This is a genomic window from Flavobacterium pasteuri, from assembly GCF_048286615.1.
In the GTDB taxonomy this organism is placed as follows: Bacteria; Bacteroidota; Bacteroidia; order Flavobacteriales; family Flavobacteriaceae; genus Flavobacterium.
The window spans coordinates 239461-254048 of record NZ_JBLVPN010000005.1 but is presented as its reverse complement, the minus strand read 5'-3'; the positions used below and the strand labels follow the sequence as shown (position 1 = coordinate 254048).

At 34.9% G+C, this 14588-nt stretch carries 14 protein-coding genes; 8 read left to right on the top strand and 6 right to left on the bottom strand.

The window, feature by feature from the left end; all coding sequences use genetic code 11:
* Positions 1 to 41: 41 nt before the first annotated feature.
* The 3 genes from ACNQF6_RS09705 (at position 42) to ACNQF6_RS09695 (ending at position 1434) form a co-directional block, all read left to right on the top strand.
* Positions 42 to 293 (top strand): helix-turn-helix domain-containing protein, encoded by a 252-nt coding sequence (locus ACNQF6_RS09705; protein WP_417965393.1) that lies wholly within the window; start codon positions 42 to 44, stop codon positions 291 to 293.
* Positions 294 to 425: 132 nt separating this feature from the next.
* Positions 426 to 965 carry a Panacea domain-containing protein gene (locus ACNQF6_RS09700; RefSeq protein WP_417965391.1) on the top strand — a complete coding sequence of 180 codons (540 nt, stop codon included), beginning with the start codon at positions 426 to 428 and terminating at the stop codon, positions 963 to 965.
* A gap of 7 nt (positions 966 to 972) precedes the next feature.
* Positions 973 to 1434 carry a hypothetical protein gene (locus ACNQF6_RS09695; protein ID WP_417965389.1) on the top strand — a complete coding sequence of 154 codons (462 nt, stop codon included), beginning with the start codon at positions 973 to 975 and terminating at the stop codon, positions 1432 to 1434.
* Positions 1435 to 1485: 51 nt separating this feature from the next.
* Here ACNQF6_RS09695 and ACNQF6_RS09690 read toward each other — a convergent pair whose 3' ends face one another.
* The 5 genes from ACNQF6_RS09690 to ACNQF6_RS09670 all read right to left on the bottom strand — a co-directional run bounded on the left by ACNQF6_RS09690 (position 1486) and on the right by ACNQF6_RS09670 (position 8994).
* On the bottom strand, positions 1486 to 3945 hold the full coding sequence (locus tag ACNQF6_RS09690; protein ID WP_417965387.1) for a sodium-translocating pyrophosphatase: 2460 nt from the start codon (positions 3943 to 3945) through the stop codon (positions 1486 to 1488).
* Between the two features lie 111 nt (positions 3946 to 4056).
* Positions 4057 to 4587 (bottom strand): inorganic diphosphatase, encoded by a 531-nt coding sequence (locus ACNQF6_RS09685; RefSeq protein ID WP_282713125.1) that lies wholly within the window; start codon positions 4585 to 4587, stop codon positions 4057 to 4059.
* Between the two features lie 106 nt (positions 4588 to 4693).
* The gene (locus ACNQF6_RS09680) at positions 4694 to 5296 is read right to left on the bottom strand and encodes a DNA-3-methyladenine glycosylase family protein (RefSeq protein WP_417965385.1); all 603 of its coding nucleotides are present in this window, start codon (positions 5294 to 5296) and stop codon (positions 4694 to 4696) included.
* A 99-nt stretch (positions 5297 to 5395) separates the two neighbouring features.
* Positions 5396 to 7879, bottom strand: coding sequence for a DUF5686 and carboxypeptidase-like regulatory domain-containing protein (locus tag ACNQF6_RS09675; protein WP_417965383.1), 2484 nt, complete (start codon positions 7877 to 7879; stop codon positions 5396 to 5398).
* Between the two features lie 134 nt (positions 7880 to 8013).
* Entirely contained in the window at positions 8014 to 8994 is a 981-nt protein-coding gene (locus ACNQF6_RS09670) for a pyruvate dehydrogenase complex E1 component subunit beta (protein ID WP_091204253.1), read from the bottom strand.
* Positions 8995 to 9283: 289 nt separating this feature from the next.
* Here ACNQF6_RS09670 and ACNQF6_RS09665 point away from each other — a divergent pair, with 289 nt between their 5' ends.
* From ACNQF6_RS09665 to ACNQF6_RS09645, 5 genes are all read left to right on the top strand, one after another.
* On the top strand, positions 9284 to 10030 hold the full coding sequence (locus tag ACNQF6_RS09665; protein WP_315208723.1) for an electron transfer flavoprotein subunit beta/FixA family protein: 747 nt from the start codon (positions 9284 to 9286) through the stop codon (positions 10028 to 10030).
* Between the two features lie 103 nt (positions 10031 to 10133).
* The gene (locus ACNQF6_RS09660) at positions 10134 to 11102 is read left to right on the top strand and encodes an electron transfer flavoprotein subunit alpha/FixB family protein (RefSeq protein WP_417965381.1); all 969 of its coding nucleotides are present in this window, start codon (positions 10134 to 10136) and stop codon (positions 11100 to 11102) included.
* 143 nt (positions 11103 to 11245) lie between these two features.
* Positions 11246 to 11869 (top strand): bifunctional nuclease domain-containing protein, encoded by a 624-nt coding sequence (locus ACNQF6_RS09655; protein WP_417965379.1) that lies wholly within the window; start codon positions 11246 to 11248, stop codon positions 11867 to 11869.
* A 124-nt stretch (positions 11870 to 11993) separates the two neighbouring features.
* Positions 11994 to 13277, top strand: coding sequence for a metal-dependent hydrolase family protein (locus ACNQF6_RS09650; RefSeq protein ID WP_417965377.1), 1284 nt, complete (start codon positions 11994 to 11996; stop codon positions 13275 to 13277).
* Between the two features lie 31 nt (positions 13278 to 13308).
* Entirely contained in the window at positions 13309 to 14133 is an 825-nt protein-coding gene (locus ACNQF6_RS09645) for a thymidylate synthase (protein ID WP_417965375.1), read from the top strand.
* Between the two features lie 25 nt (positions 14134 to 14158).
* On the opposite strand, the gene ACNQF6_RS09640 is transcribed toward ACNQF6_RS09645, so the two are convergent.
* Positions 14159 to 14455, bottom strand: a complete 297-nt coding sequence (locus ACNQF6_RS09640; protein ID WP_417965373.1) for an isoamylase early set domain-containing protein — start codon at positions 14453 to 14455, stop codon at positions 14159 to 14161.
* Between the last annotated feature and the right edge of the window lie 133 nt (positions 14456 to 14588).

Here is a 14588-nt window from a genome sequence, read left to right as displayed (position 1 = left end):
CAATCACTCTTATTTAATCCGACGAAAGTAACTTTCCAATTATGGAAAAAAGAGTTCGGAAATCGGAAATGAAACAAGAAATTTTTCTTTTAGGGAATCGTATAGAGGAAATAATCAAGGAAAAAGGTTTGAAGACTAGGGAAGTTGCCCACGATGCTGATATGGACGTAGAGAATTTAAGAAAGTATATTAAAGGAAAACAAGAAATGAAAGTGAGCACAATGTTGAAAATTGCTTTTGCATTAAATATTGAAGCATCAGAATTAATCAAAGATTTAAAAATCAGCAAATAAACCGTACATTTGCAGTCCTTTAACAAAGAATATTGAACTATTTCTTTATATTTACGTATGTTTAGACGAATCAACAACGACAAAATAAGCAATATTTTAAACTATTTTGCGTCACAGATAGACTTTTTATCTATGACCAAAACGTTAAAACTATTGTACATTCTTGACGAAACTTCTATCAAGGAAACGGGCACGCCCATAACTTGGCTAGACTATAAAGTTTGGGAAAACGGCCCAGTTGCCATTGATGTTTACAATGAAATCAAACATCAGGAAGTTTTTTGTTATCAAGGAAAAGAATTATCATTACTACATTCCATTCAACTTGAAAAAAAATTCAATACTGATAGAAATTCTGAAGAGGTTTTCTTAAAACCTAATGGTGATTTTGATAAAACCATTTTCAATAGATATGAATTAAATCTATTAGAAACCATAGTTTTTAAATATGGAAATTGGAATGCAACAGAATTAATTAACTTCCTACACGAAGAAGGCTCACTTTGGCACAAAATGGTTTCCGAACATAACTTAATCAATCATTTTCAGCAAATAGGAAAAAGAACTAATCATTCTATTGAATTCAATGATTTGTTAGAAAACAATCCTATTCTACAAATGGCTGCAAAATCTTCTTTTGAAGCCTTGTCTTTTCAAGAAAGCATAAGCTAAATTTAATATGCTTGACGAAATTTTACAACAAGGACATTTAATATTAATTGAAGACTATCAATTTCAGGATGGGAATGGCAGTAAAGACAAATTTCTGATTGTATTAAATCGAAATGATGAATTTGCTTACATCATTCATACTTTGACAACATCGCAAAACAAATTAAGTTTACCTTCTGACAATTTTGGATGCTTAGTTGCTGGAAACATACCGTACTTTTTTATTCAAAAAAAAACTGTATTAGGAGAAAATCAATTTAGTTTTGATAAAGACACATTTATATTTTTCAGAAATAATGTTCGTAAAGAAAATTTAGTTTCTTTCATAAAATATGACAAAAGTAACATTGTTTTAAAAGAAAAATTATCAAAACTTTTTTTGAAAAGACTTTTGAAATGTATGTTGAAATCTAACTTTATCGACCTAAATATTGAAAAAGAATTAATAAAAATTAAGGATCAACTTTAAAACATAAATGCCTCGCAATTGCGAGGCATTTATTATTTACAAGATTTTTAATTACTTCAAAGAATCAATCTTAGCCTGAACTTCTTCATCAGTTCCTTCAAAAGTTTGAATATCTACTTTTCCGTTAACACTTGTTTTAATAGTAGCTTTTACTTTTCCATCAACATTTGTTTTTTCGATAGAAACTTCTTTGGACATCATATGATTTGGCATTACAGCCGCATTCATAAATTTACACGTTTTGCTGTCACATCCTTGAGCCATACACTCTTCTTTAGACATTGAAGTACACATTTCAGTTGTAGCGCAACAGGCTGCTTTATTAGAAATTGTATGACTTCCGTTTCCTAAAATTGGAGCAATTACTAAACTTATCAAACACGTCAATTTAATCAAAATATTCATTGATGGTCCAGATGTATCTTTGAACGGATCACCAACAGTATCTCCAGTTACCGCCGCTTTGTGCGCATCAGAACCTTTATACGTCATTTCACCATTAATCATAACTCCTGCTTCAAAAGATTTTTTGGCATTGTCCCAAGCACCTCCAGCATTATTTTGAAAAACAGCCCAAAGTACACCAGAAACGGTAACTCCAGCCATGTAACCTCCAAGCATTTCTGCAATTAATTGATTGTTGTCCGCATACACTAATTTCCCTAGTAAAACAATCGCAATTGGGAAACCAATAGTCAAAATTCCTGGTAACATCATTTCGCGCAAAGCCGCTTTAGTAGAAATATCAACACATTTTGCATATTCTGGTTTTCCGGTTCCTTCCATAATTCCTGGGATTTCCCTGAACTGACGACGCACTTCATATACCATATCCATAGCAGCTTTTCCTACAGAATTCATGGCTAAAGCCGAGAAAACTACCGGTATCATTCCGCCCACAAATAGCATCGCTAAAACTGGTGCTTTAAAAATATTGATTCCGTCAATTCCTGTGAATGTTACATACGCTGCGAATAAAGCCAGTGACGTTAATGCCGCCGAAGCAATTGCAAATCCTTTCCCGGTTGCTGCAGTTGTATTTCCTACTGAATCCAAAATATCGGTTCTGGTACGTACTTCTTTTGGCAATTCGCTCATTTCAGCAATTCCACCTGCGTTATCAGATATTGGTCCGAAAGCATCGATTGCCAATTGCATTGCCGTTGTTGCCATCATCGCCGAAGCAGCCAAAGCAACACCATAAAATCCTGCAAAAGCATATGATGTCCAAATCGCAGCTGCAAATAATAAAACCGTTGGAAACGTAGAAATCATTCCTGTCGCTAATCCTGCAATTACGTTTGTTCCTGCACCAGTTGAAGATTTTTGTACAATTGCCATAACGGGTTTTGTACCCAATCCTGTATAATATTCTGTAACAGATGAGATAACGGCTCCAACCACTAATCCGACGATTGTAGCATAGAAAACGCGCATTGACGAAATTTCTTTAGTCCCTTCTCCGAAGAAATCCATTTTCATGGTTTCCGGCAACATGTATTGTACTAAGAAAAAACAAGCGACAGCCGTTAATAGAATAGAAACCCAGTTTCCTATATTCAATGCTTTTTGAACTTGTGCTTCTTTTGCATTATCATCCGTAATTTTCACCAACATCGTTCCGATGATAGAAAATAAAATTCCAAAACCAGCGATTGCCATTGGTAATAAAATAGGTCCTATTCCGCCAAAAGCATCTTGAATATTTCCGCCCATGTCTTTGATTACATAATTCCCAAGAACCATAGCCGCTAAAACTGTCGCAACATAAGAGCCAAATAAATCGGCACCCATTCCGGCAACATCACCCACATTATCTCCTACGTTATCTGCAATTGTAGCCGGATTACGAGGATCATCTTCGGGGATTCCAGCTTCTACTTTACCTACTAAATCAGCACCAACATCGGCAGCTTTTGTATAAATTCCACCACCAACTCTGGCAAACAAAGCGATAGATTCTGCTCCAAGAGAAAACCCAGCTAATGTTTCCAAAACAATAGTCATGTCTTCCGTTGAAGTCCAAACTCCATTCATAAAAAAGTGAAAAAAGAAAATAAAGAAAGTGGTCAGCCCTAAAACGGCTAAACCTGCAACTCCTAATCCCATTACGGTTCCACCGCCAAAAGAAACTTTTAATGCTTGCGGCAAACTCGTACGTGCAGCCTGGGTAGTTCTAACATTTGTTTTTGTTGCTATTTTCATTCCCATATTCCCCGCTAAAGCAGAGAAAAAAGCTCCAAAAATAAAAGCAACTACTATTAATATATGTGTAGTAGGGACGATAAATGAAATTCCGGCTAAAACAACACTGGCTCCAATTACAAAGAAACTCAATAACCTATATTCTGCTTTCAAGAAAGCCAAGGCTCCTTCGTATATGTAATCTGAAATCTCTTTCATCTTACCGTCACCCGGATCTTGTTTTAAAACCCATGCACGTTTTGTAAACATAAATGCCAGTCCAATAAATGCCATGGCTATTGGCAAATAAATCATTATTGTATTCATAATTTTGGTTTGGTTTTTGGTTAATATTAATAGTGAAACGAAACGAATTTAAACAAAAAAGCAATACTCTTAACAGAATATTGCTTTTTTTGTAAAAATTATGATGTAAAATTACTTAATACTAAATAATCCCTCTGGTTTATTTTCAATTTGATTAAAACGCTCGGTACATTCTTTAATAATTGCGTACGCTTCATTTACATCTCCCCAACCTTCAACATCTACTTTTTTATTTTCAAGATCTTTGTACACTTGAAAGAAATGTTCAATCTCTTTTAATAAGTGTGGATTAATATCTGAAAGGTTTTCCAATGAATTCCATATTGGATCTGAAACTGGCACACAAATTACTTTTTCATCCGGTCCTTTATCATCCGCCATGTGGAAAACACCGATAGGTTTTACTTCCATTACACATCCAGGAAAAGTTGGTTCGTTTACCAAAACCAAAACATCTAATGGATCCCCATCCAATGCTAATGTCTCAGGGATAAATCCGTAATCAGCCGGGTACATCATCGAAGAGAATAACATTCTGTCAAAACGCATTCTTTTTATTTCGAAATCATATTCGTATTTATTTCTACTTCCTCTTGGTATTTCGATTAAGACATCGAAAGTTGTTAATTTGTCTGCAGTCATTTTAGTTTTTCTTATCTATAATTATGGTTGCAAAAGTAAGGAAAGTATCCCTTTTTACAATAAAAAATTCATGTTATCTCTTGATTAAATTTTAACAGTGAGTACTTTAGTAAACCACTGTCCTATTTCGTTTCTTTAAATAATGATGCCACAAAAGATAGGTTGCATAAGAACGATACGGACTCCATTGTTTTGCATGAATTTCCATAGCATCTTTATCGTGAATATCTAGCAATTCCTTTATGGTATTTACGACCGCAATATCTCCTAAAGGCAATAAATCCGGGGATTCCAGACAAAACATTAAGTAAATATCGATGGTCCAGTTTCCTATTCCTTTGATTTTGATCAGTTCTTCGCGCACTTGATGAGCCGTTTTTGCTGGCAAAGTTTCTAAATCAAGTTCTTTATCTAATATGGCTTTCGCCAAAGCTTTGATATACGATGTTTTTTGTCGGCTTACGCCAAGACTCCTAAATTCCTCGTCCGATACGTGAAGAAGAATTTCAGGAGCTATGGCTTTTTGACTGGCTTTTATTTTTAAAAAAGTGGCTTTAGCGGAATCTATAGATACTTGTTGTTCCAAAATCAACAACACCAAAGTCTCAAAACCTTGTGGTCTTTTGGGAATGGTTGGCATTCCGTATTCTTCAATGATTGACTTGAAAATGGTATCTTTTTCTAAAAGGTAGTCGAAAGCTTCTTGCATAATCTAATGTTTTTTTAGCCCAGATGGAAACGACATCCTTTTTATAAGGCGATTTTTCTTCGCCTTATAAAAAGATATAGTGTACAGCTGGAATAGCTCCTAAAAATTAAACCCGAACGATCCTTTTACAGTAAAACGATTCGTATCCGGCGTGTTGAGATAATTGCCTCGCCAAGCAAAATCGATGCGGAATACTTTGAAGATATTCCCAATTCCGGCGCTGTATTCCCAATAGCCTTTTTCAGGTGCATTGTAAATTAAACCCGATGCATTAATCGCTCGATTTTCATCAGAAATGGTTCCATAAACCCCTTTTACAGATACAATTTCTCTCCAATTGAGTTTACGCATGAACGGAATTCTGGAAAAAATTCGGCCATTGAAATTGTGATTCCACTGCAAAGTAGCATACTGGTCTGACACAAATTCATAGAAATTAAGGTTGCTAAACGTGTTTTCGATTGTAAAATAAGTCTGATTCCCAGGAATAACACTCAGTAATCCTAACGGCACTTTCCCGAAGGTTTTCCCCACTTCCATAATAATATTTGTTCTTCCTAAAGGCCCTATAATTATGGGCTGTTTATAATACAATTGTACTTTATCATATTTAAAATCACTGTTTAAAAGCCCTTTGAATCCATGACTGTAATTAATAAAAAAACGACTAAACGGACTGTCAACATTGCTTCTTTCAACCCCAAAACCTATTGTTTTTCGCTTTGGCGAATACTCAATCTGAAAGTTTGCTTCGGATTGTTTGACATCACTTTTAGTAATCAAGTTTGCTATATCCGTATAATAATCTAAACTAAAAGTTGGCGATGCGGATTCCAGCGTACGATAGGAAATACCAGCCTGGAAAATTAAATTTTTAACGGGCTCCATTTCTATCGCCATATTGGTCAAATTGATATTAGTCAATTTCCCGTTGCTACCGGACGAAAACACGGAGGAGGAAGCAAAACTTCTGCCCAAGACATCGTTAGTAGTGGTTAAACTGGCGCCTATTTGTTCAATGTCACGCCTATTTCCTCCCGATAAAATGATTCGGTTTTTCTTGTCAACCATCCATTTCCCTGAAAGTCCGTATTTGAATTTATCATCATCAAATCCATACGCCGTATAGGCTTGAATACGCCAAGGATCGTTGGGTCCAAAATAAGTTCTTCCTCCTACTCGCAAGCGTACACCTTCGACTTCATTGTATCCAAATGTGGAAAAAACAGGTCCGTAATCGAAGTTTTTAAATTCGACATAACCGCTTCCAAGAATAGAAACCAAACTATACAATCGCTTAAACTTATCTACTGTTTGCAATGTATCCAGCATTTTATAAACGCCTAATTCATCCTTGCTTAAGTTCTCAAAACGATTTTCATTCCAGTATTCATCAGATTTATTATAAACTTCGTCATCCATATAATTGACCTCATCCTTATAAAAAGCTACTGGTTGCTCCTTATTAAATTGATGATTTCTATAAAAACTGGTTCGTTTTCCATAAACGCCTTTTGAATTTTCTTTTTTATTCAAAGCAAAGTCCGACATTAAATAATCCTTAGTCAATAAGAAAACAGAATCACTTACTACTTCAAATTCTTGCTCTAAATAAATATCTTTTACCCAGTTAATATTGGCACTTTTAGTAACCGCCATATTTATTTTCTTGATGGCAAATGTGGAATCATTCACCCAGAAATCCCCCTTGAAAGTCAATTCGTTTTTACGTCTTGGATAAAAAACAATATTATAACACCATTTATTGTCAATATACGCACTGTCTTTCAAGACATAATTATACACATCAACTCCTGTTTTAGATAACGGACTGGTAAAGCTTTTGTCAAAAAAAGTCAAGTAATTATTATAGATATTATAATCGGAATACAAGTCTTTTACAAAAGATAAAATTTGTTGGTTTCCATTAAAACCAGACGTTTTATTGGCTTTTATTTTCTCTTTTACTTTCTTTAATTTGTTGTCCCCATAAACATCATTGAGTGATTCATTTATAAAAATAGGCAAATAGGTTTTCCCGGTTACTCTGGAAGTATCCATTTGATCGAATATAAATTCCATCCCTTTAAAGAGCTTGCTTTTCATAAAAGCACTATCAATAGAATTCATGTCAAATTCTATTTTTTCATACTTTTCCATTTGGTATTGGTCAAACTGATACAATCCGTTTTTACGTTTTCTTTCCCAAATTTTTCTAAGAATGTCTAGTGCAGGATTATTTTTTTTAGACGTTTTACCGGCAAAAACAACTACTTCACTTAGGCTTTCGGCTTCGCTTAACTGAATTTTGAAATTATAATTTACAAGTTTGTCTAAAACAATTTCTTTCTCAGAAAAACCTACTGAAGATATTAGCAAAATGGAGTATGATTTTTGGGATTCAAGGTAAAACTTACCGTCTTCATTAGTCACAATCCCTTCACTAGAGCCTTTAAAAACTACATTTGCAAATGGAATGGGTTGATTTGATTTATCCACCACAACACCACTCACTTTTGTTTGTGCAAAAACAGCAGTTGCTGATACCAACAACAGCAGGAAAAACAAGAAATTCTTTTTCATAATCATTCAAAAAAAAAACTTCATCAAATAAATAATTGATGAAGTTTCAAATATAGGTATTTAGACATCTAGATTAATTGAAATTTAGACCGCCTACTGTTAAAGTTTATCTAAAAATCAAATTCTAAAAAAATCTATTTTTTATACATTACTTTTTTAACCGCTTTTACCACATCACCCGCATTTGGTAACCATTCTTTCAATAATACTGGAGAATAAGGCGCTGGAGTATCAGCAGTTGTGATACGTTGAATAGGCGCATCCAAGAAATCAAAAGCGCGTTCTTGAACAATATATGTAATTTCTGAAGCCACACTTGCAAAAGGCCAAGCTTCCTCAAGAACAACTAATCTGTTCGTTTTTTTAACCGAAGTTAAAATCGTCTCATAATCCATAGGACGTACTGTTCTCAAATCGATAATTTCACAAGAAATTCCTTCTTTGGCTAATTCGTCAGCAGCAATATGCGCTTCTTTGATAATTTTTCCAAAAGAAACGATAGTTACATCAGTACCTTCACGTTTGATATCAGCAACTCCAAGTGGAATAGTATATTCACCATCCGGCACTTCTCCTTTATCACCATACATTTGTTCTGATTCCATGAAAATCACAGGATCATTATCACGAATAGCTGCTTTCAACAATCCTTTTGCATCATAAACCGTAGATGGAACTACCACTTTAAGACCCGGAGTATTCGCAAACCAGTTTTCTAATGCTTGTGAGTGAGTCGCTCCTAATTGTCCTGCCGAAGCTGTTGGACCACGAAAAACGATAGGCACATTAAATTGTCCACCAGTCATCTGACGCATTTTGGCAGCATTGTTTATAATCTGGTCAATCCCTACTAAACAGAAATTGAAAGTCATGTATTCTACAATAGGTCTACATCCGTTCATTGCTGATCCTACTGCAATACCAGTAAAACCAAGCTCTGCAATAGGAGTGTCAATTACTCTTTTCTCGCCAAATTCAGCAAGCATTCCTTTAGATGCTTTGTAGGCACCATTATATTCTGCAACTTCTTCACCCATTAAGTATATGGACTCATCGTGACGCATTTCTTCGCTCATCGCTTCGCAAATGGCCTCTCTAAATTGTATCGTTCTCATATTATATGTTGTATGTGTCTATTTTTCGAAAAGCAAAAATAAATATTTTATATCATTTAAAAGCATAAATTACTTTAAATTAATCATGATTTATAGTGATAATTTTCAGGAGCTATTTCCGGCTATACGCTGTATCTTCCTGTGGCTAAAGGAGCCACAGGAAGGATGCCGCTCCTATCCGGGCTACGAAATCGAAATAGTAATGAAAAATATTATGCATGCATAGTATATTATTCAAATTAATATTTTAAATTTGTAAAAGAAATTACGAATAATTAAATATATAAGTATGAAAATATTAGTTTGCATCAGTCACGTTCCTGATACTACTTCAAAAATTAACTTTGTCAACGGTGATTCTGAATTTGACACCAATGGCGTACAATATGTAATCAATCCTAATGATGAATTTGGTTTGACACGTGCCATTTGGTTTCAAGAACAACAAGGCGCAACTGTTACTGTTGTAAATGTTGGAGGACCTGAAACCGAACCTACTCTAAGAAAAGCATTAGCAATAGGTGCTAACGAAGCCATTCGTGTGAACGCTACTCCTACTGATGGATTTTTTGTAGCCAAACAACTTGCTGAAGTAATCAAAAACGGAGCATACGATGTTATTATCGCCGGAAAAGAATCTTTAGACTACAATGGCGGAATGGTTCCTGGAATGATAGCAGGAATTTTAGGATACAACTTCCTTAATTCTTGTACCAACCTGACAGTTGAAGGAACAAACGTAAAAGCTGTTCGTGAGATTGATGGTGGAAAAGAAACTGTAGCTACTACTTTACCATTAATCATTGGTGGACAAAAGGGACTAGTAGAAGAAAAAGACTTGCGTATTCCAAACATGAGAGGAATTATGACTGCAAGAACTAAAGCCTTGACAATTTTGGAGCCAGTTGACGCTACTGTAAATACAAAAGCAGTAAAATTTGAAAAACCAGCTCCTAAATCAGCCGTAAAATTAATCTCTGCTGACAATTTAGATGAATTAATCAATTTATTACACAACGAAGCGAAAGTAATCTAACTGTCATAAAGTCGAATGTCGAAAGTCAAAAGGATAAAAGTTTTACACTAATTTCTCTTTATGACTTTAGACTTTAAAACCTTAAGACTAAAATAAAAAAATCATGTCAATATTAATATACGCGGAATACGCAGAAGGAAAATTTAAAAAAGTAGCATTCGAATTAGCTTCTTACGCAAAAAAAGTAGCGGAGACATTAGGGACTACCGTTACGGCCGTAACAGTAAATGCAGGAGATGTTTCTGAATTATCGAAATACGGAGTAGACAAAGTATTGAAAGTAAACAACGATAAATTATCAGGTTTTACAGCAAAAGCATACGCTGATGTTATCAAACAAGCTGCTCAAAAAGAAAACGTAAAATTAGTTTTACTTTCATCAACTACAGATAGTATTTATCTTTCATCACTTGTTGCAGTAGCTTTAGAAGCTGGTTATGCATCAAATGTTGTTGGATTACCAGTTTCAACTTCGCCTTTTCAAGTAAAAAGAAATGCCTTTTCAAACAAAGCATTCAATATCACTGAAATTGCAACTGATGTAAAAGTGCTTGGACTTGCTAAAAACTCTTATGGGATTTTTGAAACACCATCAAACTTAACTGAGGAAGATTTTAACCCAACTATTGGAGACAATGATTTTGGTGTAAAAGTAGAATCAGTTGAAAAAGGTTCTGGAAAAGTTTCTATTGCTGATGCTGACATAGTAGTTTCTGCTGGTCGTGGATTAAAAGGTCCTGAAAACTGGGGAATGGTAGAAGAATTAGCTACAGTTCTTGGAGCTGCAACTGCTTGTTCAAAACCAGTTTCTGACTTAGGATGGAGACCTCACGGAGAACACGTAGGACAAACTGGAAAACCGGTGGCTACTAACTTATATATAGCGATAGGAATTTCGGGAGCAATACAACACATTGCAGGAATCAACTCTTCTAAAGTTAAAGTTGTAATCAACAGCGATCCAGAAGCGCCATTTTTCAAAGTAGCTGACTACGGAATTGTTGGTGATGCTTTTGAAATTATACCAAAATTAATAGAGAAATTTAAAGCTTTCAAAGCTCAGAATTCCTAAATTACAAAAATCATTAAATCGATTTAAATGCTACTTAAAACAAGATATTTGTATCTTTGCTTTTAAGTAGCATTTTTTTTTACAAAAAATGAAACTTGATTTTCATCAAAATAAGTACACTGTACTTACCCATTTTAAGAATTATGAGCTTAGTTAAATTATCCATAAAAGGAATTTCATACAGTCAAACTCAAAACGGAGCGTATGCTTTGATATTGAACGAGGTTGATGGCGAAAGAAAATTACCCATTGTCATTGGTGCTTTTGAAGCACAATCAATTGCTATTGCATTAGAAAAAGAAATAAAACCACCACGTCCTTTAACTCATGATTTATTTAAAAATTTCGCAGAACGTTTTGATATTGTGGTAAAACAAGTCATAATTCACAAGTTAGTTGACGGTGTTTTTTATTCGAGTATTATTTGCGAAAGAGATAAAATTGAGGAAATTATTGACGCTAGAACCTCTGATGCAATTGCGTTAGCGTTGCGTTTTAACGCTCCTATTTTTACCTATAAAAACATCTTGGACAAAGCAGGAATATACTTGAAAGCAAATCCGTTGGAAGCCAATAAAGACTCTCAAGAAATTGACGATGTGTTGTCTAATCCAGAGACTTTTGGTCATGAAGAGGAAAGCAATCAGTCTGGAGAAACCTATTCTAAACACAGTTTACAGGAATTAAATGAACTGTTAGACCAAGCGGTTTCAAACGAAGATTATGAAAAAGCAGCAAAAATTAGAGACGAAATCTCGAAGAGATAACTTTATCTTGATTTTCATTATTGCATTATTTGATACATAAACGATTAACCTCGTAAAAAATGCAGCTGTATTTAATGCTGCACTTTTTTATATATTTTTATTGACATCTGTTATAAACTAATCTATGAAAACAAAATTTGTCCTTATTGCCGTAACCTTATTTATTTCTACAGTCGTATTTTCTCAAGATTATTATTTACACTGCGGAAAAATTCTAAACACTCAATCTGGCAAAGAGTTATCGAACCAAACCATAGTTGTTTCTAAAAACAAAATCATAAAAATACAAGATGGGTTTGTATCTAAATCCAAACCCGAAGACATTGAAATCGACCTAAAAAACAAATATGTATTGCCAGGTCTTATCGATTTACACGTGCATATTGAAGGAGAGCACGACACTAAAAGTTACATGTCGAAATATTTAGACAACGAGGCTGACGTTGCATTTCAAGCAGTTCGTTGTGCCGAAATCACCCTTCTGGCCGGATTCACAACCGTACGTGATTTAGGAGGAACCGGTGTTAATATCGCCATAAGAAATGCTATTAACAAAGGAATCGTAAAAGGTCCAAGAATATATACTGCAGGAAAATCGATAGCCACAACAGGCGGACATGCTGACCCAACCAACGGAAGCAATAGAAAACTTGTAGGCGATCCAGGCCCACATGAAGGTGTAATCAATTCTCCGGAAGAAGCTGTAAAAGCAGTAAGAGAACGTTATAAAGAAGGAGCCGATGTTATTAAAATCACAGCTACAGGCGGTGTTTTAAGCGTGGCAAAAAGTGGTAAAAATCCTCAGTTTACTTTAGAAGAAATTAAAGCTATCACTACAACTGCAAAAGATTATAATATGCTTACTGCTGCTCATGCCCACGGTGATGAAGGCATGCAACGAGCCATATTAGGCGGTATAAAAACCATTGAGCACGGCACCTTTATGAGTGAAGAGACAATGGAATTAATGAAAAAATACGATGCTTATTTAGTTCCTACTTTAACGGCTGGAAAGGAAGTTGAAAAAAATGCAGAAATTACTGGTTTTTATCCTGACATAGTAGTTCCGAAAGCCAGAGAAGTTGGCCCACAATTGAAAGCTACTTTTGCCAAAGCATATAAAAAAGGAGTCAAAATTGCTTTTGGAACCGACGCAGGAGTTTTTGCTCATGGCACAAATGCAAAGGAATTTGGTTATATGGTTGAAGCCGGCATGCCTGCACTAGCCGCAATACAATCAGCAACAACAACAAATGCCATGTTATTAGGCATTGGAAATGAAGTAGGACAAATCAAAGAAAACTTTTTGGCAGACATTATCGCCGTTGATGAAAATCCTTTGAATACAATCAAAACGCTGGAAAAAGTCGTATTTGTAATGAAAGACGGAAAAATATATAAAAACTAAACTTGCTTACCGCAAAATAGAATAAAGTACAATGAAGCAATATTTAGACTTAGTACAACACGTAATGGAAAACGGTTGTCAAAAAGGAGATCGTACGGGAACTGGAACGAAAAGTGTATTTGGTTACCAAATGCGTTTTGATTTGAATGAAGGTTTCCCAATGGTTACCACTAAGAAACTCCACCTAAAATCTATTATCTACGAATTGCTTTGGTTTTTAAAAGGGGATACAAACATCAACTACCTTCAAGAAAATGGAGTTAAAATTTGGGATGCCTGGGCTGATGCCAATGGAGATTTAGGACCCGTTTATGGACACCAATGGCGCAACTGGAATAGCGAAGAGATTGACCAAATCTCAGAACTTATCAAGGAACTAAAAACCAATCCTAACAGTCGCAGAATGTTGGTCTCAGCATGGAATCCTTCGGTGCTTCCTGACACCACAAAATCATTTGATGAGAATGTAGCTAACAATAAAGCTGCTTTGCCTCCTTGCCACGCTTTCTTTCAGTTTTATGTTTCTGATGGTAAGCTATCGTGTCAATTATACCAGAGAAGTGCTGATATTTTCCTAGGCGTTCCTTTTAATATTGCTTCTTACGCTTTACTCACCATGATGATTGCACAGGTTTGCGACTTGGAGCCAGGTGAATTCATTCACACTTTTGGTGACGCACACATTTACAACAATCATTTTGAACAACTCGAATTGCAATTGTCACGCGAGCCAAAACCATTACCAAAAATGATTTTGAATCCCAACATAAAAGACATCTTCGCATTCGCTTTTGAAGATTTCACACTAAAAGGCTATGAACCACATGCCTTGATAAAAGGCAGTGTTGCGGTATAACGTGATAAAAAAAACGGTGTTTTAGTTAAACTACTAAAACACCGTTTTCATTTCCTGCAAACTCATTCCATTTGAAAGAATCTGCTTCTGGTTCATTTACAAATGCGCCATCAATAACATATTTAAATTCATAGGCTGCATCTTTATTTACATCGAATACCCCTTTGAAAGTACCATTTTTTAACTTGCTCAAAGCACCTTCAGTAACACTCCAATTATTGAAATCACCTACAACAGAAGCTTGAATTGCTTCTTTTGCTTCAACTGAAAAGGTAACTTTACAAACTGGTTTTGTTTTAACGAATTGTTTCTTGATTGCCATAACTATTTCACTTATAGATTTATAAGACAAAGGAAATAAAAGAATTTGAACTTTCAACAGACACCCCAAGATTTAATAGAATAGCTCAAACTATGTTAATTTATGAATAATTCAATAATTATAAGCGGGCTAA

Bases quoted from the DNA above. Each gene is read 5' to 3' on its own strand.
- ACNQF6_RS09705 (WP_417965393.1), top strand. From the start codon at position 42: ATGGAAAAAAGAGTTCGGAAATCGGAAATGAAACAAGAAATTTTTCTT.
- ACNQF6_RS09700 (WP_417965391.1), top strand. From the start codon at position 426: ATGACCAAAACGTTAAAACTATTGTACATTCTTGACGAAACTTCTATC.
- ACNQF6_RS09695 (WP_417965389.1), top strand. From the start codon at position 973: ATGCTTGACGAAATTTTACAACAAGGACATTTAATATTAATTGAAGAC.
- ACNQF6_RS09690 (WP_417965387.1), bottom strand. From the start codon at position 3,945: ATGAATACAATAATGATTTATTTGCCAATAGCCATGGCATTTATTGGA.
- ACNQF6_RS09685 (WP_282713125.1), bottom strand. From the start codon at position 4,587: ATGACTGCAGACAAATTAACAACTTTCGATGTCTTAATCGAAATACCA.
- ACNQF6_RS09680 (WP_417965385.1), bottom strand. From the start codon at position 5,296: ATGCAAGAAGCTTTCGACTACCTTTTAGAAAAAGATACCATTTTCAAG.
- ACNQF6_RS09675 (WP_417965383.1), bottom strand. From the start codon at position 7,879: ATGAAAAAGAATTTCTTGTTTTTCCTGCTGTTGTTGGTATCAGCAACT.
- ACNQF6_RS09670 (WP_091204253.1), bottom strand. From the start codon at position 8,994: ATGAGAACGATACAATTTAGAGAGGCCATTTGCGAAGCGATGAGCGAA.
- ACNQF6_RS09665 (WP_315208723.1), top strand. From the start codon at position 9,284: ATGAAAATATTAGTTTGCATCAGTCACGTTCCTGATACTACTTCAAAA.
- ACNQF6_RS09660 (WP_417965381.1), top strand. From the start codon at position 10,134: ATGTCAATATTAATATACGCGGAATACGCAGAAGGAAAATTTAAAAAA.
- ACNQF6_RS09655 (WP_417965379.1), top strand. From the start codon at position 11,246: ATGAGCTTAGTTAAATTATCCATAAAAGGAATTTCATACAGTCAAACT.
- ACNQF6_RS09650 (WP_417965377.1), top strand. From the start codon at position 11,994: ATGAAAACAAAATTTGTCCTTATTGCCGTAACCTTATTTATTTCTACA.
- ACNQF6_RS09645 (WP_417965375.1), top strand. From the start codon at position 13,309: ATGAAGCAATATTTAGACTTAGTACAACACGTAATGGAAAACGGTTGT.
- ACNQF6_RS09640 (WP_417965373.1), bottom strand. From the start codon at position 14,455: ATGGCAATCAAGAAACAATTCGTTAAAACAAAACCAGTTTGTAAAGTT.